Origin of the sequence: Metabacillus endolithicus (genome assembly GCF_023078335.1) — a bacterium.
GTDB classification, from domain to species: domain Bacteria; phylum Bacillota; class Bacilli; order Bacillales; family Bacillaceae; genus Metabacillus; species Metabacillus endolithicus.
The window spans coordinates 3,928,829-3,952,512 of record NZ_CP095550.1; the positions used below are offsets into that span (position 1 = coordinate 3,928,829).

At 39.3% G+C, this 23,684-nt stretch carries 13 protein-coding genes, 3 rRNA genes and 1 pseudogene; 10 read left to right on the plus strand and 7 right to left on the minus strand.

Going from position 1 to position 23,684, the window contains the following annotated elements; genetic code table 11:
• The first annotated feature begins 92 nt into the window (after nt 1-92).
• From MVE64_RS27870 to rrf, 5 genes are all read left to right on the plus strand, one after another.
• Entirely contained in the window at nt 93-830 is a 738-nt protein-coding gene (locus MVE64_RS27870) for a DUF2264 C-terminal domain-containing protein (protein ID WP_345740842.1), read from the plus strand.
• A 17-nt stretch (nt 831-847) separates the two neighbouring features.
• The gene (locus MVE64_RS19950) at nt 848-2,668 is read left to right on the plus strand and encodes a heparinase II/III family protein (protein WP_247340594.1); all 1,821 of its coding nucleotides are present in this window, start codon (nt 848-850) and stop codon (nt 2,666-2,668) included.
• A gap of 593 nt (nt 2,669-3,261) precedes the next feature.
• Nucleotides 3,262-4,811, plus strand: a 16S ribosomal RNA gene (locus MVE64_RS19955).
• A 326-nt stretch (nt 4,812-5,137) separates the two neighbouring features.
• Nucleotides 5,138-8,070 (plus strand): 23S ribosomal RNA (locus MVE64_RS19960).
• A gap of 219 nt (nt 8,071-8,289) precedes the next feature.
• Nucleotides 8,290-8,405, plus strand: a 5S ribosomal RNA gene (rrf, locus tag MVE64_RS19965).
• The 16S, 23S and 5S rRNA genes sit together here, the layout of an rRNA operon.
• Before the next feature lie 468 nt (nt 8,406-8,873).
• On the opposite strand, the pseudogene istB reads toward rrf, so the two are convergent.
• The 7 genes and pseudogenes from istB to MVE64_RS20000 form a co-directional block, all read right to left on the minus strand.
• Nucleotides 8,874-9,630 (minus strand): annotated as a pseudogene (istB, locus tag MVE64_RS19970) (IS21-like element helper ATPase IstB).
• Nucleotides 9,623-10,912: an IS21 family transposase gene (gene istA, locus MVE64_RS19975; protein WP_247347164.1), complete on the minus strand. Its 1,290-nt coding sequence runs from the start codon at nt 10,910-10,912 to the stop codon at nt 9,623-9,625. The pseudogene istB and the gene istA overlap by 8 nt, the downstream one beginning before the upstream one ends.
• Nucleotides 10,913-11,391: 479 nt before the next feature.
• Nucleotides 11,392-11,877 carry a spore coat protein gene (locus tag MVE64_RS19980; protein ID WP_247340596.1) on the minus strand — a complete coding sequence of 162 codons (486 nt, stop codon included), beginning with the start codon at nt 11,875-11,877 and terminating at the stop codon, nt 11,392-11,394.
• Nucleotides 11,878-12,122: 245 nt separating this feature from the next.
• A complete protein-coding gene (locus MVE64_RS19985; RefSeq protein ID WP_247340597.1) occupies nt 12,123-12,806 on the minus strand; it encodes a DUF4956 domain-containing protein in 684 nt (227 codons plus the stop codon).
• 50 nt (nt 12,807-12,856) lie between these two features.
• On the minus strand, nt 12,857-13,555 hold the full coding sequence (locus MVE64_RS19990; RefSeq protein WP_247340598.1) for a polyphosphate polymerase domain-containing protein: 699 nt from the start codon (nt 13,553-13,555) through the stop codon (nt 12,857-12,859).
• Between the two features lie 204 nt (nt 13,556-13,759).
• On the minus strand, nt 13,760-15,064 hold the full coding sequence (locus MVE64_RS19995; protein ID WP_247340600.1) for a sensor histidine kinase: 1,305 nt from the start codon (nt 15,062-15,064) through the stop codon (nt 13,760-13,762).
• Nucleotides 15,057-15,743, minus strand: a complete 687-nt coding sequence (locus tag MVE64_RS20000) for a response regulator transcription factor (RefSeq protein ID WP_247340602.1) — start codon at nt 15,741-15,743, stop codon at nt 15,057-15,059. The genes MVE64_RS19995 and MVE64_RS20000 overlap by 8 nt, the downstream gene beginning before the upstream one ends.
• A gap of 417 nt (nt 15,744-16,160) precedes the next feature.
• On the opposite strand from MVE64_RS20000, the gene MVE64_RS20005 reads away from it, so the two are divergent.
• The 5 genes from MVE64_RS20005 (at nt 16,161) to MVE64_RS20025 (ending at nt 23,683) form a co-directional block, all read left to right on the plus strand.
• On the plus strand, nt 16,161-18,257 hold the full coding sequence (locus MVE64_RS20005; RefSeq protein ID WP_247340611.1) for a carbohydrate-binding domain-containing protein: 2,097 nt from the start codon (nt 16,161-16,163) through the stop codon (nt 18,255-18,257).
• Between the two features lie 236 nt (nt 18,258-18,493).
• Nucleotides 18,494-19,216, plus strand: coding sequence for a (Fe-S)-binding protein (locus MVE64_RS20010; RefSeq protein ID WP_247340613.1), 723 nt, complete (start codon nt 18,494-18,496; stop codon nt 19,214-19,216).
• Between the two features lies 1 nt (nt 19,217).
• The gene (locus tag MVE64_RS20015; protein WP_098796587.1) at nt 19,218-20,642 is read left to right on the plus strand and encodes a LutB/LldF family L-lactate oxidation iron-sulfur protein; all 1,425 of its coding nucleotides are present in this window, start codon (nt 19,218-19,220) and stop codon (nt 20,640-20,642) included.
• A gap of 1 nt (nt 20,643) precedes the next feature.
• Nucleotides 20,644-21,375, plus strand: a complete 732-nt coding sequence (locus tag MVE64_RS20020) for a LutC/YkgG family protein (protein WP_247340615.1) — start codon at nt 20,644-20,646, stop codon at nt 21,373-21,375.
• A gap of 238 nt (nt 21,376-21,613) precedes the next feature.
• Nucleotides 21,614-23,683 (plus strand): bifunctional aldolase/short-chain dehydrogenase, encoded by a 2,070-nt coding sequence (locus MVE64_RS20025; RefSeq protein ID WP_247340617.1) that lies wholly within the window; start codon nt 21,614-21,616, stop codon nt 23,681-23,683.
• Nucleotide 23,684 lies beyond the last annotated feature (1 nt).

Below are 23,684 nucleotides of genomic sequence, written 5' to 3' on the forward strand. Positions count from 1 at the left end.
CTTTAGCACTTAATGAGGAACATCCATTTTGGAAAGCAGAAGAAGAGGCTTTACCTGAAATCGATAAGAAGGTTATACAAAAGGAATCACACATGATTATTTGTAGAAATGAAAAAAATGATCATGTTTTAGCCTTTAATTCTGGGCATCTTTCAACAAATGAACATACACATACTTCAGCAAAATATGAAAAATTTGTTTATTCAACTTCTTTTGGCTTTAGTGTACCACGTGCAGAATGGGGGCTTTCACAGGGGGCTTTTGATTCTATGCTGGCCTTAAGTGAAGGAGATAATATTTACCGAGTAAAAAGACATTGTGAAACCTATAAAGTGGATGATGACTATATTTATAGTAAATGGAAGCCTTGGAATGATGTAGAGGTGGAGACGTGGCTTGTCCCAGGTACTCCCTGGCATATTCGTGTTCATCGAATTAACACGGATAGATTACTAGATACCGCAGATGGTGGTTTTGCTTTAGGAATTGAGGATAAAAAAGTAAATTCAGATTTAGTTACAAACCATGAGGATAAAGCCTGCATTGCTTCAATGTCTTGGGGAGCTAGCGGAATTCAGACACTCATAGGAGGAGGAAATGCAGAATTAATTTATCCTAACTCCAACACGAATATTCTTCATTCACGTACTGTCATACCAACCATTAAAACGAGAATAAAGCCAGGAACTAGTATTTTAGTTAGTGCGGTTTTTGGTGAAACAGAAGAGAGCTATTACAAAACGTGGGAAGAGACGCCTATTGTAGAGGTGGATTCCAACCGAATATCAATAAAAGCTTTAAATGAAAAAGCTCTTGAGATCTACATTTAGTGGGGAAATTTAGTAATTTGACAGTATCAGCTGAGCAAATAAGTAGCTTTATAGATACTACTAAAACATTGCTTCTGTTTTCATCAAAAGAGGAGCAGTATCAATGGTTTAAATCTATAAAAAGCAAACAGTCATTTCAGTCATTGGTTGATGAGATAAAAGTTGAAGCTGAAATGCTAGGGAAAGAGCCACTTAGGGAATTGTCATTTTTTAACTTTACTCGTTTCAGAGATACAGGTTCAAGACTAGAGTACGAAAAACACTACTTCAACAAAAGAAAAAGATTAAATACGTTTGCTTTTATGTGCCTTCTTGAACCTGATCAATCAAAATATTTAAAAGAGCTTCATGAAGTGATTTGGAGTATTTGTAATGAATATAGTTGGTGTTTACCTGCACATTTAAAAGATCGTCCTGAAATGGTAGAGGAAATTGATTTTTTAAAATTAACTGAACAGCAAGGCTATACGATTGATTTGTTTTCTGCTGAAACAGCTTTTGCTCTTAGTGAAATTTATCGGTTAACAGAGGATGTGCTTGATCCACTAATCAAAAAAGAATTCTGCAGGAAGTACACAACAGAATCTTTACACCTTTTCAACATCAGTCTTATTTCTGGGAAACATCCACACATAACTGGGGCTGCAGTTTGTGCTGGTTCAATTGGTGCAGCTGCTTTACATCTGATAATTGATCAGCAGCTATTAGCAGATATTTTAGAGCGTGTCATGAATACCCTTCACTATTATTTAAAAGGATTTAATGATGATGGCGGATGTTTAGAAGGGTACGGATATTGGCAATATGGATTTGGTTTTTATGTTTATTTTGCAGATTTACTAAAGGTAAAAACAGCAGGTAACGTCGATTTATTTGATCATGAAAAAGTCCATAAAATTGCTCTTTTTCAACAAAAATGTTTTATACATAATAAGAAAGTAGTGAACTTTTCGGATTCAACAGAGGAAGCAACTGTTTTTCTTGGACTTAGTCATTATTTAAGCGGCATATATCCAGAAATAGAAGTGCCTAAAAACGAGCTTCGAGCTTCATATGTTGAAGACCATTGCAGCAGATGGGCACCAGCTATTCGCAATTTGCTTTGGTTTGATGAACGTAAGCGAGGGCAAGAATGGCAGGATGCAACTTATTATTTAAATGATTCTCAATGGCTTATTTCGAGGAATAATGGCTATGTTTTTGCCTGTAAAGGTGGTCACAATGACGAACCTCATAATCATAATGATATCGGTCACTTTATTCTACAATCTAAAGGAGAAACCTTTCTTAAAGATTTAGGAAGTGGTATGTATTGTGAAGCCTATTTTAGCGAAAAGAGATATGAGTTTTTATGTAACGGTTCGCAGGGACATTCGGTACCAATTATTAATAATCAATTGCAAAAAGACGGCCCTGAATATTGTGCGAGAATAATAGATCAGCTTCAGCAGGATGAAGAACATATGTTAGAAATGGACTTGGCAAAGGCATATGAAGTTTCCGAGTTAAACAGCTTGGTAAGAAGGTTTGTATGGAAGAAAGTGAATAAACCTAAGTTAGTATTAACTGACACTTATACGTTTTCTTCAACACCGGACTCAATTGTAGAACGATTCATCACTCCTGTTTTATCCTTATCATATGAATCTGATGGAATTGTATTATCTGGTGAGCAAAGATTGAAAATATCATATGACTCTAGTCACCTTGACTTAACAGTACATGAAAAAGATTTTCTTAATCATTTTGGTGAAAAGGAAACGTTTTATCAGCTGGATTTTTCTGTGAAGGAACTGAGTCAATTGTGTAGAGTGGAGTTTGAGTTTTCCTTTTTATAATGAAGAAACAGCACTAGGAACCGTCCCTCAAAGGTTGGTTCCTTTCTTCTTAACAAAACAACTCTTTATACTATATAATTTCATCCAGGGAATTCGTATACCTACTATATAATATAAGTTAGCTAAAAACACTTCTTCCTTTTCTACTATCCATTTCTGAAGTCTTCATCTTTCTTGATATAATTTACCTTCAATTACTAATCGGTTTACTGGATATAAATACTAATTTATTATTTATACAACTTGTTGACTTTAATTACTCCCGATGATATGATGTTCCTTGTCCCTTCGTAGAAGGATACTGTTAGGTTATTTTAATATGAGATATGTTGGAAAGAATGACCTAAAAAACATTTTAGAGATATTGTTGACTTCTGTGAAGTTAAGTGATATGATATATTTTGTTGTTAGGAAAAGTTAGTGATTTTTTTATCTCTAAAAAATTTCAGAGAAGTTGACAATTAGGAAATTGTTTGATATAATGATCTTTGTTGCTGATTTCTTCGGAATTATAGCTTGATAGTTCTTTGAAAACTAAACAAAACAGAAACGTCAACGTTTTAAAAGATTTAATTATGAGCTTTATCAACTCTTTATTGGAGAGTTTGATCCTGGCTCAGGACGAACGCTGGCGGCGTGCCTAATACATGCAAGTCGAGCGGACTGATGGGAGCTTGCTCCCTGAAGTTAGCGGCGGACGGGTGAGTAACACGTGGGTAACCTGCCTGTAAGATTGGGATAACTCCGGGAAACCGGAGCTAATACCGGATAACATTTTGAACCGCATGGTTCGAAATTGAAAGATGGTTTCGGCTATCACTTACAGATGGACCCGCGGCGCATTAGCTAGTTGGTGAGGTAACGGCTCACCAAGGCAACGATGCGTAGCCGACCTGAGAGGGTGATCGGCCACACTGGGACTGAGACACGGCCCAGACTCCTACGGGAGGCAGCAGTAGGGAATCTTCCGCAATGGACGAAAGTCTGACGGAGCAACGCCGCGTGAACGATGAAGGCCTTCGGGTCGTAAAGTTCTGTTGTTAGGGAAGAACAAGTACCAGAGTAACTGCTGGTACCTTGACGGTACCTAACCAGAAAGCCACGGCTAACTACGTGCCAGCAGCCGCGGTAATACGTAGGTGGCAAGCGTTGTCCGGAATTATTGGGCGTAAAGCGCTCGCAGGCGGTTTCTTAAGTCTGATGTGAAAGCCCACGGCTCAACCGTGGAGGGTCATTGGAAACTGGGGAACTTGAGTGCAGAAGAGGAGAGTGGAATTCCACGTGTAGCGGTGAAATGCGTAGAGATGTGGAGGAACACCAGTGGCGAAGGCGACTCTCTGGTCTGTAACTGACGCTGAGGAGCGAAAGCGTGGGGAGCGAACAGGATTAGATACCCTGGTAGTCCACGCCGTAAACGATGAGTGCTAAGTGTTAGAGGGTTTCCGCCCTTTAGTGCTGCAGCAAACGCATTAAGCACTCCGCCTGGGGAGTACGGTCGCAAGACTGAAACTCAAAGGAATTGACGGGGGCCCGCACAAGCGGTGGAGCATGTGGTTTAATTCGAAGCAACGCGAAGAACCTTACCAGGTCTTGACATCCTTCGCTACTTCTAGAGATAGAAGGTTCCCCTTCGGGGGACGAAGTGACAGGTGGTGCATGGTTGTCGTCAGCTCGTGTCGTGAGATGTTGGGTTAAGTCCCGCAACGAGCGCAACCCTTGATCTTAGTTGCCAGCATTCAGTTGGGCACTCTAAGGTGACTGCCGGTGACAAACCGGAGGAAGGTGGGGATGACGTCAAATCATCATGCCCCTTATGACCTGGGCTACACACGTGCTACAATGGATGGTACAAAGGGCTGCAAGACCGCGAGGTCAAGCCAATCCCATAAAACCATTCTCAGTTCGGATTGCAGGCTGCAACTCGCCTGCATGAAGCCGGAATCGCTAGTAATCGCGGATCAGCATGCCGCGGTGAATACGTTCCCGGGCCTTGTACACACCGCCCGTCACACCACGAGAGTTTGTAACACCCGAAGTCGGTGGGGTAACCGCAAGGAGCCAGCCGCCTAAGGTGGGACAGATGATTGGGGTGAAGTCGTAACAAGGTAGCCGTATCGGAAGGTGCGGCTGGATCACCTCCTTTCTAAGGAAAAATGAAGGACTAGCTCCTTCATAAAAAGACGTTTCTGATTTTGTTTAGTTTTGAGAGAACTATAATCTCTCGATATAATGTTCCTTGAAAACTAGATAACGAAAACAATTCAAGTAATTCACTGAGTTTAAACGCTTAGTTTAGTGATTCTCTTAATAAATGTTAATCAAGATATTAAGTTTGATCTTATGTCTTGAGACAAAGGAGAAGCGAGAAGTTCGAGGCGACGACCTGATGAGGAGCGGAGTGTACGAGAGTACATGAGCACCGGAAGATGGGAAGTCAACGAAGAAATTCGACGCTTATCGTTTGTCGAAGGTTAAGTTGTTAAGGGCGCACGGTGGATGCCTTGGCACTAGGAGCCGATGAAGGACGGTACTAACACCGATATGCTTCGGGGAGCTGTAAGTAAGCTTTGATCCGGAGATTTCCGAATGGGGAAACCCACTGCTCGTAATGGAGTAGTATTTTTACCTGAATACATAGGGTATTAAAGGCAGACCCGGGGAACTGAAACATCTAAGTACCCGGAGGAAGAGAAAGCAAACGCGATTTCCTGAGTAGCGGCGAGCGAAACGGAAGAAGCCCAAACCAAGAGGCTTGCCTCTTGGGGTTGTAGGACACTCTATACGGAGTTACAAAGGAACGGAGTAAATGAAGAGGTCTGGAAAGGCCCGTCAAAGAAGGTAACAACCCTGTAGTTGAAACTTCGTTCCCTCCAGAGTGGATCCTGAGTACGGCGGGACACGTGAAATCCCGTCGGAAGCAGGGAGGACCATCTCCCAAGGCTAAATACTCCCTAGTGACCGATAGTGAACCAGTACCGTGAGGGAAAGGTGAAAAGCACCCCGGAAGGGGAGTGAAAGAGATCCTGAAACCGTGTGCCTACAAGTAGTCAAAGCCCGTTAATGGGTAATGGCGTGCCTTTTGTAGAATGAACCGGCGAGTTACGATCCCGTGCAAGGTTAAGTTGATAAGACGGAGCCGCAGCGAAAGCGAGTCTGAATAGGGCGAAAGAGTACGTGGTCGTAGACCCGAAACCAGGTGATCTACCCATGTCCAGGGTGAAGTTCAGGTAACACTGAATGGAGGCCCGAACCCACGCACGTTGAAAAGTGCGGGGATGAGGTGTGGGTAGCGGAGAAATTCCAATCGAACTTGGAGATAGCTGGTTCTCTCCGAAATAGCTTTAGGGCTAGCCTTGAAATGAGAGTCTTGGAGGTAGAGCACTGATTGGACTAGGGGCCCCCATCGGGTTACCGAATTCAGTCAAACTCCGAATGCCAAAGACTTATGTTCAGGAGTCAGACTGCGAGTGATAAGATCCGTAGTCAAGAGGGAAACAGCCCAGACCACCAGCTAAGGTCCCAAAGTATACGTTAAGTGGAAAAGGATGTGGAGTTGCTTAGACAACCAGGATGTTGGCTTAGAAGCAGCCACCATTTAAAGAGTGCGTAATAGCTCACTGGTCGAGTGACTCTGCGCCGAAAATGTACCGGGGCTAAACGTATCACCGAAGCTGTGGACTGTTCTTTTAGAACAGTGGTAGGAGAGCGTTCTAAGGGCTGTGAAGCCAGACCGTAAGGACTGGTGGAGCGCTTAGAAGTGAGAATGCCGGTATGAGTAGCGAAAGAGGGGTGAGAATCCCCTCCACCGAATGCCTAAGGTTTCCTGAGGAAGGCTCGTCCGCTCAGGGTTAGTCGGGACCTAAGCCGAGGCCGAAAGGCGTAGGCGATGGCCAACAGGTTGAAATTCCTGTACCACCTCCTCACCATTTGAGCAATGGGGGGACGCAGAAGGATAGGGTAAGCGCGCTGTTGGATATGCGCGTCCAAGCAGTTAGGCTGACAACGAGGCAAATCCCGTTGTCGCGAAGGCTGAGCTGTGATGGCGAGGGAACTATAGTACCGAAGTTCCTGATTCCACACTGCCAAGAAAAGCCTCTAGCGAGGTGAGAGGTGCCCGTACCGCAAACCGACACAGGTAGGCGAGGAGAGAATCCTAAGGTGAGCGAGAGAACTCTCGTTAAGGAACTCGGCAAAATGACCCCGTAACTTCGGGAGAAGGGGTGCTTTTTAGGGTGAATAGCCCGGAAAAGCCGCAGTGAATAGGCCCAGGCGACTGTTTAGCAAAAACACAGGTCTCTGCGAAGCCGCAAGGCGAAGTATAGGGGCTGACGCCTGCCCGGTGCTGGAAGGTTAAGGGGAGAGGTTAGCTGCTGAGCGAAGCTTTGAACCGAAGCCCCAGTAAACGGCGGCCGTAACTATAACGGTCCTAAGGTAGCGAAATTCCTTGTCGGGTAAGTTCCGACCCGCACGAAAGGCGTAACGATCTGGGCACTGTCTCAACGAGAGACTCGGTGAAATTATAGTACCTGTGAAGATGCAGGTTACCCGCGACAGGACGGAAAGACCCCGTGGAGCTTTACTGTAGCCTGATATTGAATTTTGGTACAGCTTGTACAGGATAGGTAGGAGCCTAAAGAAGCCGGAGCGCTAGCTTCGGTGGAGGCGTCGGTGGGATACTACCCTGGCTGTATTGAAATTCTAACCCACAGCCCTGATCGGGCTGGGAGACAGTGTCAGGTGGGCAGTTTGACTGGGGCGGTCGCCTCCTAAAATGTAACGGAGGCGCCCAAAGGTTCCCTCAGAATGGTTGGAAATCATTCGTAGAGTGTAAAGGCACAAGGGAGCTTGACTGCGAGACCTACAAGTCGAGCAGGGACGAAAGTCGGGCTTAGTGATCCGGTGGTTCCGCATGGAAGGGCCATCGCTCAACGGATAAAAGCTACCCCGGGGATAACAGGCTTATCTCCCCCAAGAGTCCACATCGACGGGGAGGTTTGGCACCTCGATGTCGGCTCATCGCATCCTGGGGCTGTAGTCGGTCCCAAGGGTTGGGCTGTTCGCCCATTAAAGCGGTACGCGAGCTGGGTTCAGAACGTCGTGAGACAGTTCGGTCCCTATCCGTCGTGGGCGTAGGAAATTTGAGAGGAGCTGTCCTTAGTACGAGAGGACCGGGATGGACGCACCGCTGGTGTACCAGTTGTCTTGCCAAAGGCATAGCTGGGTAGCTATGTGCGGAAGGGATAAGTGCTGAAAGCATCTAAGCATGAAGCCCCCCTCAAGATGAGATTTCCCATAGCGTAAGCTAGTAAGATCCCTGAAAGATGATCAGGTTGATAGGTCAGAGGTGGAAGCGCGGTGACGTGTGGAGCTGACTGATACTAATCGATCGAGGACTTAACCTAATTAAAGCGTAAGCTTAGTGAATTGAATTGTGATTCGTTATCTAGTTTTGAAGGAATATACTATTCCTGAAAACTTTATACAAAGTGAAAGGGTTTCGAGGAACGAACAGTTCAAGGAATCGATTGAGGAGACACCGGAGCGTACTTCAGTACGTGAGGATGTTGACGAATGAGATGACGCAGAAATGTGAAGTTCATCGGAAGCCGTAAACCACATTATTTGGTGATGATTGCGAAGAGGTCACACCCGTTCCCATGCCGAACACGGAAGTTAAGCTCTTCAGCGCCGATGGTAGTTGGGGGTTTCCCCCTGTGAGAGTAGGACGTCGCCAAGTAAGATGGAGAAAAGATCAGTAGAGATGCTGGTCTTTTTTTGTCTTTTTAAAGAAGGTTAAACCGAAGGTTTATATGTGAAAATTAGAGACAAAGTAAAACTACTAGCCTGAGGCTTGGGAGAAGCAAGAAGGTCAAGGAAGCGCAGGCAGTGAAGACCGGAGTGTGCGGTCTTGGCACATGAGGATCTGAACGAACAAGCTGACGCGGAGATTCGCCGCTTATCGCAAGCCGATAGTCCGAACACGGAAGATAAGCTCTTGCGCCGATGGTAGTTGGGGGTTTCCCCCTGTGAGAGTAGGACGTCGCCAAGTAAGATGAAGAAAAGATCAGTAGAGATGCTGGTCTTTTTTTGTCTTTTTAAAGAAGGTTAAACCGAAGGTTTATATGTGAAAATTAGAGACAAAGTAAAACTACTGTAAATGTCAAGCTAACGATGTACAATTTTGATCATTTAAGAATGTACAAAATTAATCATCATCTTCTTTTGCTAAGTGATCTTTAATTCTGTAAGAAGGACCAACAATGTTGACGACCGTTGCGTGGTGTAAAACACGATCTAATATTGCATTTGCTAATTTAGTATCCTGGAACACCGCATCCCACTCTTTAAAGCTAATATTTGTAGTTAAAATTGTACTTTTCTTTTCATATCTCAAATCAATTAGCTGAAAGAATAATTTGGCATCTTCTCTGTCAATTGGAAGGTAACCAATTTCATCAATAATTAGTAACTTATATTTTCCATAGTGTTTTAATCGAGACTCTAAGCGATTCTCTAGCTTTGCCTTTTTCAAGTTTAAAATAAGTTCATTACATTTAATAAAATAGGTACTCGTTCGTTTTTTGGCTGCAGCGATCCCTATGGAAGTAGCTAAGTGGGTTTTACCAACACCACTCGTTCCCATGAAGATAATATTTTGTTTATCTTCGATAAAACGCAGAGAAATAAAATCAAGAATCTGTTGTTTATTTATTGCTGGTTGAAAATCAAAATCAAACTCATTTACCTCTTTGCGGTGGGGAAAAGCCCCCCACCTTAACCATCGAATTAATCATTGTCTTCTCACGTACATCGATTTCATAATTCGTTAACTTCATCAATGTATCGACAAAGGATAATTCATTCTTGGTACTAAAATCAATGGTATCGTGAAGATGATTAATCATCTGTTTTAAGTTTAAATATTCCAAATTACTCACTAATTGTTGATAACTACTATTCAATTTTATACACCTCGTCCATCGTCAGTAGATTCTTTTTAGCTAGCTCGTCAATGTCAGGGTAATCTGGCATTCCTCGTGACAACACGTCTAGATAATGTTCCTCTTTGTAATTTAATACCTTTTTACTGACTCGATGTTGAGCGATCAAATCCATGTTATAATAAACATGTATGTGGTCGTCATAGACTTGTAAACCTACGGTTTTCCCTTTGTATTCAGCTGGTACTGAATACTGGTTTGATTTGTATGTAATCATGCTTGCAGGGTTTACTTTTACGAGCCTGTGTTTGATCTTGTAAGAGTCTCTTATTTCTTTCCTTGGTAAGGGGAGTAAGTGACTCTTTTCTTGTTTTAAGGCAAGTATTGGAATTTTCCTATTACCTTGATTAAAACTTTGATTATGGCGTTCACAAAGATTTTGTACAAATTGGTGAAGACCTTCAAAAGTGAACTTCCCCTGATACGCATGAATCTCATCTAAAAGCTTCATAATACTCTCTACTTTCCCTTTTGTCCTTGGCCTTCCTGCAATACAGGGTTTAATTTCAAATCCATTATCATTGGCAAATTGTTCAAAACGTTCATTAACCACTCCTCCTGAATATTCTGTTCTATGTTCGTCCATTACTGTTTTCATATTGTCCGTTAATATGGTCTTTGGAACCCCTCCAATTGCTTCAAAGCTCTCCATCAAAAAAGACATTAATACACTTTGTGACTTGGACAGGGTCAAACCATAAGACTTGTATCTCGAATTTCCTAACAGAAAGACTCCTACATTGACCTTTAAAATTTCTCCATCAGACGTTATGTATTTTATGTTCTCCTTCCAGTCAAATTGAGCTTGTTCCCCGGGAGGGGTTTCAAACCGAACAACTGATTGATTGGCATAAGTCCTCTGACCATCGGTAAAGTATGCTTGGAACTCAGGTTTGTTCGATATGTATCTCCTGAAAGAAGACTGGGAACAATCTAAACCGTGGTTGTCCTTTAAGTACTCCCAAAGAACCCTCTTGTAGTAAAATGTTTGTATTGATTCCTTTGAGAGTAATTCTGAGATTACTTCATATAACTCATCTATTTTAGACTTTCTATTACGAGTTTTACTTGATCCCATGCCCTTTAAATATCGATCCACCGTCCTCCTATCTACACCCATTTCACGCCCGACTTTACTTTTGTTTATTTTCATATTTAAGCTCTCCATAAGAAATTTTAACTTTGGTAAATCTTCTAGGCTTTTAATTTCTATCTCTGTCTGTAAATCTAGCTGTACATGCATTCTCTCCACCTCAAAGTAATTATGCATGCACATTGCAAAACTGTACATTCTTATATGATCATCTTTGTACATTAATAATTTAGCATTTATAACTACTAGCCAGAGGCTTGGGAGAAGCAAGAAGGTCAAGGAAGCGCAGGCAGTGAAGACCGGAGTGTGCGGTCTTGGCACATGAGGATCTGAACGAACAAGCTGACGCGGAGATTCGCCGCTTATCGCAAGCCGATAGTCCGAACACGGAAGATAAGCTCTTGCGCCGATGATAGTTGGGGGTTTCCCCCTGAGTAAATACAAAGAGCTCAGAGATGGGTCCTTTTCTCTTCTGGTTTTGTATCGGGTAAAGTTTGTTTCCAATACGATCTTATTATAGAAATTAAATTAAATCTGAATTGTATTTGTTTAAAAACCCCCGAATAGTCAACTTGTAGTTTCTACCATTCGGGGGTAATTTAGAAGGTTCATATTTTTATATTGAATATTTAAAGGATGTCAATGTCAGCAACTAAAGCAACAAGGACTTGTAATAGAGATTGAAGTGAGACTGCAAAATCTGTATCAGTAGTTGTAATATTTACATTTCTAGAGTTTTCAATAACCAGGTTTTGTTTGTTTAATTGCTTAATGTCAGTTTCCTGCAGCAGTTGTTGAGTGATCTTTTCTGCTTGCTCGCTATCAGCAATTGTTAGGTTAATTACTAGAGTGATAGCAGCTTGAATAGCAACCTGTAAAGAAGCAGCAACTTGAGTATCAGTTGAAGATACTTCAATCTCACAAGAGTCTCTAATAATAATTGCTTCAGAAGAGATTTGTTCCGTTTCATTTACTTGATTACTTCCTTGAGAACCTGTTTCATGGTCTTCAATGAAGAAATTATTTCCATCTAACACCTCTTGGTAAGAATCATTGTTTGTTGACTGACATAATTTCGAGTTTAGTTTAGCCCATTCATACGGTTTTGCTAACATGATCTTAATTCCTCCTTTCGGTGTAATACCATTAGATGTCTTATAGGATATTTTGTGTAGTGTAAGTATCTTGGTGATTTAGCCCTTTTAGCTTCTTCAGTTAACTTCTAAATCTATAAGGAGAAATACCTTGAAATGAATAATTAAGGGGAAAACTTGACCAGATGAATTTTCAAAGAAAACAAACCTACCTACCTTAAAAGAATACGAGCAAAGACTCTTGGAGTCTAAGCTCGTATTTACACTTAAGCAGTGAAATTGCCATCATAACTTAGCATGACTGCTGATTTAACAGATTCCATCTCAGAAATATTATTAATAAATCCTAACTCAGAATCTTTCACACGAATTTCGTACGTAATTTCAAAGTCATCACCAGGCATAACAGATTTAGATTTAACTGTATGCTTTTGTGAGCTTTCTGCCACAACATGTTCAATTGAATTTTCAATCGAAATATCATTATATTTCACGATTAAAAGATAAGGATTTTCAATTTTGATTTTATTAACAAAGATAAGTAATACAGCTCCAATTAAGATCGAACCAATAATAACTAATGGAATAAAGCCTGCTCCACATAAGATACCAGAAACAATTGCCCAGAAAATATACACAATATCCATAGGATCTTTAATAGGTGTTCTAAAACGTACAATCGATAATGCACCAACCATACCAAGAGATAACAGAACGTTAGATGAAATACCCATGATAATTAAAGCTGTTGCCATTGACATAACAATTAACGAAATATTAAATGTGTGTGAGTAAATAACACCTGAGAATGTTTTTTTATACACCCAATAAATAAAGAGTCCTACAGCAAATGCAACAAGTAATCCAATTAGTGAATCTACTACAGAGAAACTGCTTGTTTTTTCTAAAATGCTAGATTTGAAGATATCATTAAAGTTTAAGTTTTCCATTTTATATTTCCTCCAAGGTCTAATTCTTCTTTTTCATTTTTTTATCTATTTCAGCCGTACATTCTACTAATTTGATATTTCGAGTAAGCGCCGGCTCTTAAGTTACTTACTTGAAGCAAATGTTTGATCATGCTTGGCAAATATTCATCAAATTTGACTTCGAGAACAACAATATCAGGATTTGTATCGATCATCGCTAAATCTGGGTTAAGAACGTCATTGTTTCGAAAGCTCGTTCGAATAGAGCTATCAAAGGTAATGCGAACATTTCCATGTTTATAAATGAACACCTCCCTTTCATAATCAACAACGGTTACTGGTTTTAACTGAAATAGATTCATTTGATGGTATAACTCTTGTATGAGTGGTCTTGAATCATGTTCCATCCAACCAATGTCTCCAAACCGTATTTGTTCATATTCCTCAGCCGTTATTCGGCATTTTTGTTTGAAAGTAAGGTTGTTACGTTTGCTTTTTTTTTCTAAATTCAAGTAGCTTGTATGAAAGTCGTATAATCTAACGCGAAATTTATCACGTTCGTAGTACCCTTCCTTTTTCTGATTTAATACTTTATTTTCGAAGTTATCGAAATAAACACTTCGTATTAAATACTTTCCATCACGATTAGCGTGAGGATCTACTTCCATATAATGTTTTAGTTTATTCCGAAGCAGGTAGCATTCCATTTGGGTCATTTCGTGCTTTAATTCTCTTCTGCCTTTTGTGCCATTTAAATTCATAGCTTTCATGATTTGTGTCTCCTTTTCTCAACTTCCTTGAAACCCATTATTAAGGACGAACCTTAAACAAACCTTAAAAGTTTAAAGTCTTATTAAAGATTGTTTAATAATATATGGATAGAGACAGGTTCAAGAGCAATTCTAAAAGCTATCACTAGATTTTAGAAATATAAAAAAAGCTATCAAAAAAATGATAGCTTTTAAAAATTTCATTTATTTTTTAGGTAATTTCACGATAAATGTTGTTCCTTTATGTTGGTTTTCACTAACACTAATTGTACCGTTATGCTGTGTGACAATCCATTGAGCAATGGAAAGACCTAGTCCGGAGCCGCCAGTTTCCCTCGAGCGTGCTCGGTCTTCACGGTAAAAGCGATCAAAGATATATTTCATGTTTTGTTTGCTAATTCCGATTCCTGTGTCAGTAATCTCGATTACTACTTTGTGATCTTCATTATAGGTTTTTACTCCAATGCTATCCTGCTCAGCTGTGTATTTTAATGCATTATCAAGCAATATGACTAATAACTGATGAAGACGCTGCTCATCTGCTTCTATCTCAATTTTACTATTTAATTTTAACCAAACATGTTTTTCTTGAGACTCAGCAATGTCTATATAAGGATTGCAGACCTTTTTAATAAAATTGTCTACATTTACAGGTTGTTTATTTAGCTGTGATTCTGCTGAATCAGCTCTTGCTAATGTTAGAAGATCAGATGTTAGCTTTGATAACCTTCTAGTTTCAGATAGACTTAGGGCAATGTTTTCGAACTTATTCATAATTTTTTCTTGAGGTGCAGTAAGTAATAGCTCTAGTTTGTTTTGGATAATAGTAAGAGGTGTTCGTAATTCATGTGACGCATTCTCAACAAACTCTGTTTGCTTGTTCCAGGACTTTATTATTGGCTTCATCATTCTTTTGGAAAGAATATAGCTAGCTGAGATTGATAGAATGATGAAAATAGAAGAACAAATAATAATTAATTTCCCAAAATTAGCTAGAATGGTTTGTTCAGGATCTGTATTAATTAAGAGCTGTACATATTCAACCTCGTCACCCTCAGTATGATCTTCAAAAACAATGTATCGGAAGTTATAAAGATCATTAATGGTCATATTTGTAATAGCATTTACATTTTCTTTATCTAGCTCATAATCTTGAAAATAACTTTCATAAATGGTTGTTCCAATTTCATTTTGATTTATGATCTCACCTTCATTATTCCAATGTAGCATCATAATTCTTGGGTTTGGATTATTAGGACCTTTTCTTTCATTAGGATTTTGCGGACCATCGTTATCGTCAAAGCGAGGAGGACGATGGTCTTCTTCTGGAAGAACATCGCTAACTTTCGCTTTAAAGGACAACAGTTCCTCGTCTGTTTGGGTAAAGAGAGTGCTCTTCACCTGGCTAAAAATAATAACACCAAAAATAGTGAAAATGACCGTGAAAGAAATGAAGCTAAAGATCATGAACTTTAGCTGTTCTTTTCTAAAAACCTTTTGTTTACCCATGATCAACACCACTATCGGTTAACATGTAGCCTAATCCGCGAAACGTTTTAATATACGAATCATAGTTGAATTTTTTTAGTGTTTTTCTTAAGTTGCTTGCATACACCTCAACAACTGTTGTTGAAGTATCGGATTCAAAGCCCCATATTCGATCGAATATTTGTTCTTTTGTTAAAATCGTGTTCTTATTATTGATGAAGTATTCAAGTAAATCAAACTGTTTGCCGTTTAATTTTACAAGTTCTTCACCTATATAAGCTGTTTTATTTTTTAAGTTCATTTTTAATTCTTTGAAGGAAATGACATTCTCTTTTAAATCTGCGCCAGATCTTCTAACAATAGCTTCTAATCTTAATAGCAGCTCTTCCCGATGAAATGGTTTTACAAGATAATCATCTGCTCCAACCTTAAAGCCCTTAATTTTATCATCAATACCATCTTTAGCTGTAAGCATAATAACAGGTGTGGTAATTTGCTTTTTCCTTAATTCTTGCAAAACTTCGTACCCGTTCATATTTGGCATCATAATATCTAAAATAATGCAGTCAAAAATATTCTGTTCTGCAAGAAACAATCCCTCTTCACCATCAAAAGCTTCTTCTGTTTCAAACATTTCCTGCGTTGTTTCTTTTATTGTTTGGGATAAGTTGTGATCGTCTTCTATAATTAATAACTTCATATTCGTGTTCACCTTCTATTATTTTTCTTCTAATGACATCTTTGAATAGATTTGATTATAGAGGTAATGAAGGAAAATGCAAATTGTTTTTTTATGCTTTCCTACATTTATGCTCTCCTACATCTGGCAGGTGGATCTGTAGGCAAAACTTAGTGGATCCAGTTGATGAAAGACAAACTAAATAGGGAACACAAAGGAAATGTCATTCATACGTAAAAAAATCATACTCGAATGAGGTCAAATAACTTTTGACCATACCCAATCTATTTCAAATATAAAGAAATTGAGAACTTGTAAATATTATTAAGCTTTTTAAGGTTTTGTTAAGGTTCATGAAAGATAATGTAAATCACCGGGAAAACAGGCCCTGTTTTAGCCCTTCTGAAATCTTAACAAAAGAAAAAAGGAGATATAAATATGAAGCTTTTAAAAGTAGTCTCAATTCTAATGTCATCAACACTATTATTTGCATGTGCAAATAATTCAACAACAGGCACAAGTAATAGTGCAACAGCAGAAACAGCAAGTGCAGACATAGGTGAACTTAACACCTTAATTAGTGAATCTGTTTCTTATAAAGACGATGACTTCTATACGAACTATGAAGAAGAAAATCCAACGTACATTGAATTAAAAGGTTCTGATGTAAGCTTTGATACTAATGCATCGGTTCTCTATTCAGATAATACCTTAACAATTAAAACGGGTGGTACTTACGTGTTAAGCGGAAATTTGGAAAACGGTCAAATCGTTGTGGATGCGGAAGATAAGAATACGGTAAGACTTGTGTTAAAAGGTGTTACGATCAGTTCCTCAACAAGCTCAGCCATATATGTTCTTAACGCTGAAAAAACAACGATTTCTCTAGTTGAAGGAACAGAAAATGTCATAAATGATGCATCTGAATATGTTTATGAAAATTCATCTGAAGACGAGCCTAATTCAGCCATTTATAGTAAAGACGATTTTACGATAAATGGAACAGGTAAACTTATTGTTCATGGAAATTATAATAATGGTGTTTCAAGTAACGATAAACTTAAGATTACGGGTGGAAATTTACAGATTGATGCTGTTGATGATGGCATAATTGGACGAGATCTTGTTGCAGTAAAAGAAGGAACAGTAACAATTGATGCAGGAGGAGATGGAATAAGGTCTACTAATGATGAAGATGAATCTAAAGGTTCTATTGTCATTGAAGGGGGCACTTACGATATTGCATCAGAAAATGATGGAGTACAAGCTGTTGCTTCATTATTAATATCAGATGGTACTTTTAACATTACGTCTGGGGGCGGAAGTCCTGAAACAATAACAGTTGTTAATGATATGATGGGTAAAATGCGTGGACAAGGTGAAGCAACAACCTCGACAACTACAACTACAACTACTACTACTGAATCCGAAAGTTATAAGGGATTAAAAGCTGTTACAGATATAGTGGTTGGTGGAGGAACATTTACAATTGATTCAAAAGATGATGCTGTACACAGTAACAATACGATAACCCTAGCTGGCGGGGACTTAACGATAGCCTCTGGAGATGATGGAATTCATGCAGACACTTCGCTTGTCACATCAGGTGGAAATATTGATGTTACGAAAAGTTATGAAGGCATGGAAAGCCAGCTAATCACAATCAATGGTGGAGACATAAACCTCACAACAAGTGATGACGGCATTAATGTTGGTGGAGGTAATGATGGTTCTGGTAATGATATGCACTCAGTCTCTGAAAATAACCTGTTACAAATTAATGGTGGTCATATTGTTGTGAATGCTGATGGTGATGGCCTCGATTCAAATGGATATATTGAAATGACAGATGGAACGGTTCTTGTAAATGGTCCTACAGGAAATGGGAATGGATCGCTTGATTATGGTGGAAGTTTTACGATGAGCGGTGGATTTTTAGTAGCAGCTGGAAGTTCTGGTATGCTGCAAGCTATTGCAGAAGAGTCTACACAAAATGGAATTTTAATGACATATCCAGAAGCGCAAGTAGCTGGAACGATCATTCACCTGGAAGATAGTGAAGGGAACAGTATCTTAAACTTTGCTCCTGAAAAAGACTATCAAGCAGTATTCATTAGTTCAGCACAATTAACGAAGAAAAGCTCATATTCTCTTTATTCAGGAGGAACAGCTACTGGAGAAGAAGTAGATGGACTATACACAAATGGGGAATATGAAGCAGGAACAAAAATAGTTGATTTCTCGATTGCTGATACTGTCACTTGGTTAAATGAATCGGGAGTGACAACTGCACAAAGCTCGGGAGGTCCAGGTGGCTTTGGTGGAGGTGCCGGTGGAACAGGAGAAAGGCCGCAAATGGGTAGTCGAGGTGACATGTTTACAGAAATGGATGAAGAAACAAGAGAAAAAGTAGAAGCAATTATGGAACAACAAAGATCAGGTGAAATGACTCAAGAAGAAGCTCAAGCTCAGCTGGAAGAGCTAGGTGTGGAAATTCCAATGATGGGTGAGCGACCACAAATGAATGAAAACTAAATGATGAATTTTAAGAGTAGAGGTATGTGAATATTTCTACTCTTTTTATTTGTGATTTTTGATGCTAACCAAATAGTATTGAAACAAAAAAATGTCGATAACAAAATTAAAACAACATTAAAACTTTAAAAATCACACAAAACAAAAATAAACGGTATTAAAACAAAATGAAAAGTAGTATAATCTATATCAAAGGAATCAAAAGGATTGGTTAAATAAGAGTGGGGGTTATTTGAATGAAGGTCTCTCTTTTTATTACATGTCTTGCCGATGTGTTTTATTCCAATGTTGGTAAGCATACTGTAGAGCTTTTAGAAAAACTCGGTTGTGAAGTGGATTTTCCAGAGCAACAAACTTGCTGTGGACAGCCTGCCTATAATAGCGGATATCATAAGGAAACTAAAGAAGTGGCAAAGCATATGATTCGGACGTTTGAAAAATCAGATTATGTTGTAGGTCCTTCAGGGTCTTGTGTAGCGATGCTTCGTGAATATAGTCATTTGTTTAAAGATGAACCGGTTTGGATAGAAAAAGCAGATAAATTAGCGGATAAATCTTACGAATTGACACAATTTATTGTTGATGTGTTAAAAGTAGAAAACGTGAATGCTAGTTTACCAGCTTGTGCAACTTATCATAAATCCTGCCATATGACACGCTTACTCGGAGTAAAAGATGCTCCAGGAAAGCTTTTAGAACAGGTAGAAGGTTTGGAAGTAAAACCTCTTCCTAATAGTCATGATTGCTGCGGATTTGGTGGGACATTCTCAGTGAAAATGGTCCCTATTTCAGAGCAAATGGTAGATGAAAAGGTTCGCCATGTTGAAGAAACAGGTGCAGAAGTACTCATTGGTGCTGATTGTGGCTGCTTAATGAATATTGGAGGCAGAATTAATCGTAAAGGTAAGCCTATTAAGGTGATGCATATAGCAGAAGTATTGAATAGTGAGGTGAAGTAAGATGGCCATGAAAATTAGTGATGATAAATTCTTTGATCGTGTTGATAAAGGTGTTAACAATACATTTATGCGCAGTGCTGTTGCATCCGCACAAGAAAGAATGCAAGGAAAACGACTAACTGCAACAGAAGAGCTTGGGAATTGGGAAGAATGGAGAAAGCTTGGGGAAGAAATTAGAACACATACACTAGAAAATCTGGATTACTATTTAGAACAACTTAGTGAAAATGTTGTGAAACGTGGAGGTCATGTGTTTTTTGCTTCAACAAAGGAAGAAGCAAATGAGTACATTACAAAGGTAGCAAAAGAAAAGCAAGCAAAAAAAGTGGTTAAGTCAAAGTCAATGGTAACAGAGGAAATTCATTTAAACAGCGCCTTAGAAAAAGCTGGCTGTGAAGTAATTGAAACGGATTTAGGAGAATACATTCTTCAGCTTGATGATCATGATCCACCATCACATATTGTTGTACCTGCTCTTCACAAAAACAAAGAACAAATTCGTGATACGTTTAAAGAAAAACGAGGCTATGATAAATCAGAAATTCCAGAAGAACTTGCTCTTTTTGCTAGAGAACAATTAAGACAAGAATTCTTAAGTGCAGATCTTGGTATTACAGGGTGTAACTTTGCTGTTGCGGATTCTGGCTCTATTAGTCTTGTAACGAATGAAGGAAATGCGGGTCTTGTAACCGCTTTACCAAAAACGCAAATTACAGTTATGGGAATGGAGCGAATCGTTCCATCTTGGGAAGAGCTAGATATCATGGTAAGTCTACTTTGCAGAAGCTCTGTTGGACAAAAATTAACTAGTTATATTACTGGGTTAACTGGACCAAAAGATGAAGGAGACGTTGATGGACCTGAAGAATTCCATCTCGTTATCGTGGATAACGGACGGTCAAATATTTTAGGAACTGAGTTCCAAAGTGCCTTACATTGTATTCGTTGTGCAGCTTGTGTGAATGTATGCCCTGTTTATCGACATGTTGGTGGACATTCGTATGGCTCAATTTATGCAGGACCGATTGGTGCGGTATTATCTCCATTGCTAGGCGGATATGAAGATTATAAGGAGCTACCTTATGCATCATCATTATGTGCAGCCTGTACAGATGCCTGCCCTGTAAAAATACCTCTTCATGAACTCTTAATTAAACATCGTAGAAAAATTGTTGAAGATGAAAAGAAATCACCATTTGGAGAAAAGCTAGCAATGAAAGGTTTTCAACTTGCAGCGAGCTCACCAAGTCTTTATAAAACAGGAACAAAATCTGCTTCTTCCGTTATGGCGCCATTTACAAAGGAAAATAACATCCAAAAAGGACCTGGACCAATGAAGCCATGGACAGATGTGCGTGATTTTCCAGCTCCAAGTAAAGAAAGATTCCGGGACTGGTATAAAAAGAGAGAAAAAGGAGGGGAATAAGATGGCAGAAGGACAAATTCATCATCGAGATTCATTTCTTAGTACGGTTGCTGAAAAACTAGGAAGAGAAAGAAGAAAAACAGTCACAAAACCACAATGGACAACAACCCCTCAGTTTGAAGTGTTAAAAGATGCATCACAGGATGAATTAGTGGAAGTACTTAAAAAGCATTGTGAAGTCATTCATACTCAGTTTATTGAAACGAGCTCGGACAAACTAACAGAGAAAATTCGTGAAGTTTTTGAACAGTACGAAGTAGCTAGTGTTGTTACATGGGAAGATGAACGTCATAAAGAGTTTGGGTTAGCAGAAAATCTATTAGAAAAACTTCCCCAAGAAAATATTGATGTTCATATTTGGGATCCTGCTCTTAAAGAGAAAAATATTGAAGCAGCAGAAAAAGCAGATGTGGGCATCACTTTTAGTGACATCACCCTTGCAGAATCTGGGACAGTTGTGCTATTTAGCAGTGAAAACAAAGGAAGATCTGTTAGCTTATTACCGAAAACGTATATTGCCATTGTTCCAAAGAGCACATTAGTCCCTAGAATGACGCAAGCAACTGCGTATATTAACAAACAAGTTAAAGAAGGCAAAAACATTTCATCTTGTATTGATTTTATTACAGGTCCAAGTAATAGTGCCGACATTGAATTGAACCTGATTGTTGGGGTTCATGGACCGATTAAAGCAACGTATATTCTTGTTGATGATACAGCGAGACTACTATGAGGGGGGTTATCCCCATTCATGGTTAGCGAGACTTATCGGATCTTTACAGGCAGTTATCCCCCACCTATCTTCATTGCTTCTCTAGAATCTTTAGGTGGGGCTTTACTGCCCGTTAAGAATGGGACAAATAAGTTCAAAAATAAACAAAAAACATATTCAAAAATAAACAAACATAGTATATAATGAAAAGCAGATAAACAAACAAAAACAGATACGAAACAATAGAGGAGGAAATAAAGTGGTACAAAGTTTATGGAATAAAGAAAAAGCAGCTTCATTATCTCAAGGAGTAGAAGAGCTAGTATATCGCTCTAATTTAATTGGTTCAGATCGTGCTGTATGTAACTGGGGTGGCGGGAATACGTCAATGAAAACAATTGAAAAAGATTTCCGTGGCCGTGACGTAGAAGTGATGTACGTTAAAGGTAGTGGATCAGATTTAGCGACAATGAAAGCGCACAACTTCACTGGTTTAAGAATGGAAGATATTCGTCCATTAATCGAACGTGACGAAATGTCAGATGAAGAAATGGTTGCTTATCTTGCACATTGCATGATCGACAGCAAGCATCCACGTGCATCAATTGAAACTCTATTACACGCATTCTTACCGTTCAAGCATGTTGACCACACACATCCAGACGCAATCATTGGTCTTTGCTGTGCAGACAATGGTCGTCAAATTGCTGAAGAAATTTACGGAGACCGTTTTGTTTGGGTACCATATGTACGCCCAGGATTCACACTTTCAAAAATGATCGCAGAAGGTGTTAAAAACAATCCAAACGCAGAATTAGTATTAATGGAAAAACACGGTCTTGTTGTTTGGGGAGAAACAGCTGAAGAAAGCTATGAAAAAACGATTTCTGTTATTAATGAAGCAGAACAATATATTCAAGCTAGATTAGTAGAAGAAAATGTATTTGGTGGGCAAAAATTCGAAGCACTTTCTGAAGAAGATCGCAAAAACGTTTTAGCACAAGTTATGCCAGTTATCCGTGGTGCGGTTAGCGAAGAAAAGAAAATGCTATTAACTTATGATGATGCGGAAGATGTTCTACAATTTGTTAACAGCAATAATGCTAAAGAATTATCACAAGTTGGTGCAGCATGTCCTGATCACTTAGTTCATACAAAAATGACACCATTATTCATTGACTGGAATCCACAAACTGAAGATGTTGCTAGCTTAGTAGAAAAAGTAAAAGCTGGAATCGAAAGCTTTAAAGAAGAATACAAAGCATACTTTGAGAGAAACAAAAACGAAGGTGACAAAATTTCTGAAACAGCTCCACGTGTTATTTTAATTCCTGGTATCGGAATGGTAAACACAGGTAAAAACATCCCAATGGCTAACGTAAGTGGTGCTTTATATCATCGTGCAATTGCAGTTATGAAACGTTCTACAACTCTAGGAAACTTTGTTTCTTTAAACGAAAACGAGTCATTCAATGTTGAATACTGGCCATTAGAGCTTTACAAATTATCTTTAGCTCCAGCAGAAGCTGAGTTCTCAAGACAAGTAGCATTTGTAACAGGTGGTGCTGGTGGTATCGGTAGTGAAACTTGCCGTCAATTTGTAGCAGAAGGTGCTCATGTTGTGATCGCAGACCTTAACCTTGAAGGTGCTCAAAAGGTAGCGGCAGAAATCAATGAGCAATACGGAGAAGGTCGCGCTTTAGCTGTAAAAATGGATGTTACGAGTGAAGAAGCGGTACAAGAAGCATTCAAGCAATCTGCTCTAACATACGGTGGTGTTGACATTATCGTAAACAATGCGGGTTTAGCAACTTCAAGCCCATTTGATGAAACAACATTAAAAGAGTGGAACTTGAACATGAATGTTCTAGGTACAGGTTATTTCCTAGTTGCTCGTGAAGCATTCAAACAAATGAAATCACAAGGTACTGGTGGAAACATGGTCTTCATCGGTTCTAAAAACTCTGTATATGCAGGTAAAAATGCAGCAGCATATAGCTCTGTTAAAGCAATGGAAACTCATCTTGCAAGATGTATTGCAGCAGAAGGCGGAGAGTTTGGAATCCGCGTAAACTCTGTTCTTCCTGATGCGGTGCTCCAAGGATCTGCAATTTGGGGATCAAGCTGGAGAGAAGAACGTGCAGCAGCATACGGTATTCACCCAGATCAATTAGAAGAGCATTATCGTAAACGTACAACATTACTAGTGAACATCTATCCAAAAGATATTGCACAATCTATTCTATTCTTCGCTTCATCTAAATCAGACAGAACAACTGGATGTATGTTAACAGTTGATGGTGGAGTGCCAGCAGCATTTACTAGATAAT

Coding starts and splice junctions, on each gene's coding strand:
- MVE64_RS20020 (WP_247340615.1), top strand. CDS start 20,644: ATGGCAGAAGGACAAATTCATCATCGAGATTCATTTCTTAGTACGGTT.
- MVE64_RS19980 (WP_247340596.1), bottom strand. CDS start 11,877: ATGTTAGCAAAACCGTATGAATGGGCTAAACTAAACTCGAAATTATGT.
- MVE64_RS19985 (WP_247340597.1), bottom strand. CDS start 12,806: ATGGAAAACTTAAACTTTAATGATATCTTCAAATCTAGCATTTTAGAA.
- istA (WP_247347164.1), bottom strand. CDS start 10,912: ATGCATGTACAGCTAGATTTACAGACAGAGATAGAAATTAAAAGCCTA.
- MVE64_RS27870 (WP_345740842.1), top strand. CDS start 93: ATGATTATTTGTAGAAATGAAAAAAATGATCATGTTTTAGCCTTTAAT.
- MVE64_RS20015 (WP_098796587.1), top strand. CDS start 19,218: ATGGCCATGAAAATTAGTGATGATAAATTCTTTGATCGTGTTGATAAA.
- MVE64_RS19990 (WP_247340598.1), bottom strand. CDS start 13,555: ATGAAAGCTATGAATTTAAATGGCACAAAAGGCAGAAGAGAATTAAAG.
- MVE64_RS19995 (WP_247340600.1), bottom strand. CDS start 15,064: ATGGGTAAACAAAAGGTTTTTAGAAAAGAACAGCTAAAGTTCATGATC.
- MVE64_RS20005 (WP_247340611.1), top strand. CDS start 16,161: ATGAAGCTTTTAAAAGTAGTCTCAATTCTAATGTCATCAACACTATTA.
- MVE64_RS20010 (WP_247340613.1), top strand. CDS start 18,494: ATGAAGGTCTCTCTTTTTATTACATGTCTTGCCGATGTGTTTTATTCC.
- MVE64_RS20000 (WP_247340602.1), bottom strand. CDS start 15,743: ATGAAGTTATTAATTATAGAAGACGATCACAACTTATCCCAAACAATA.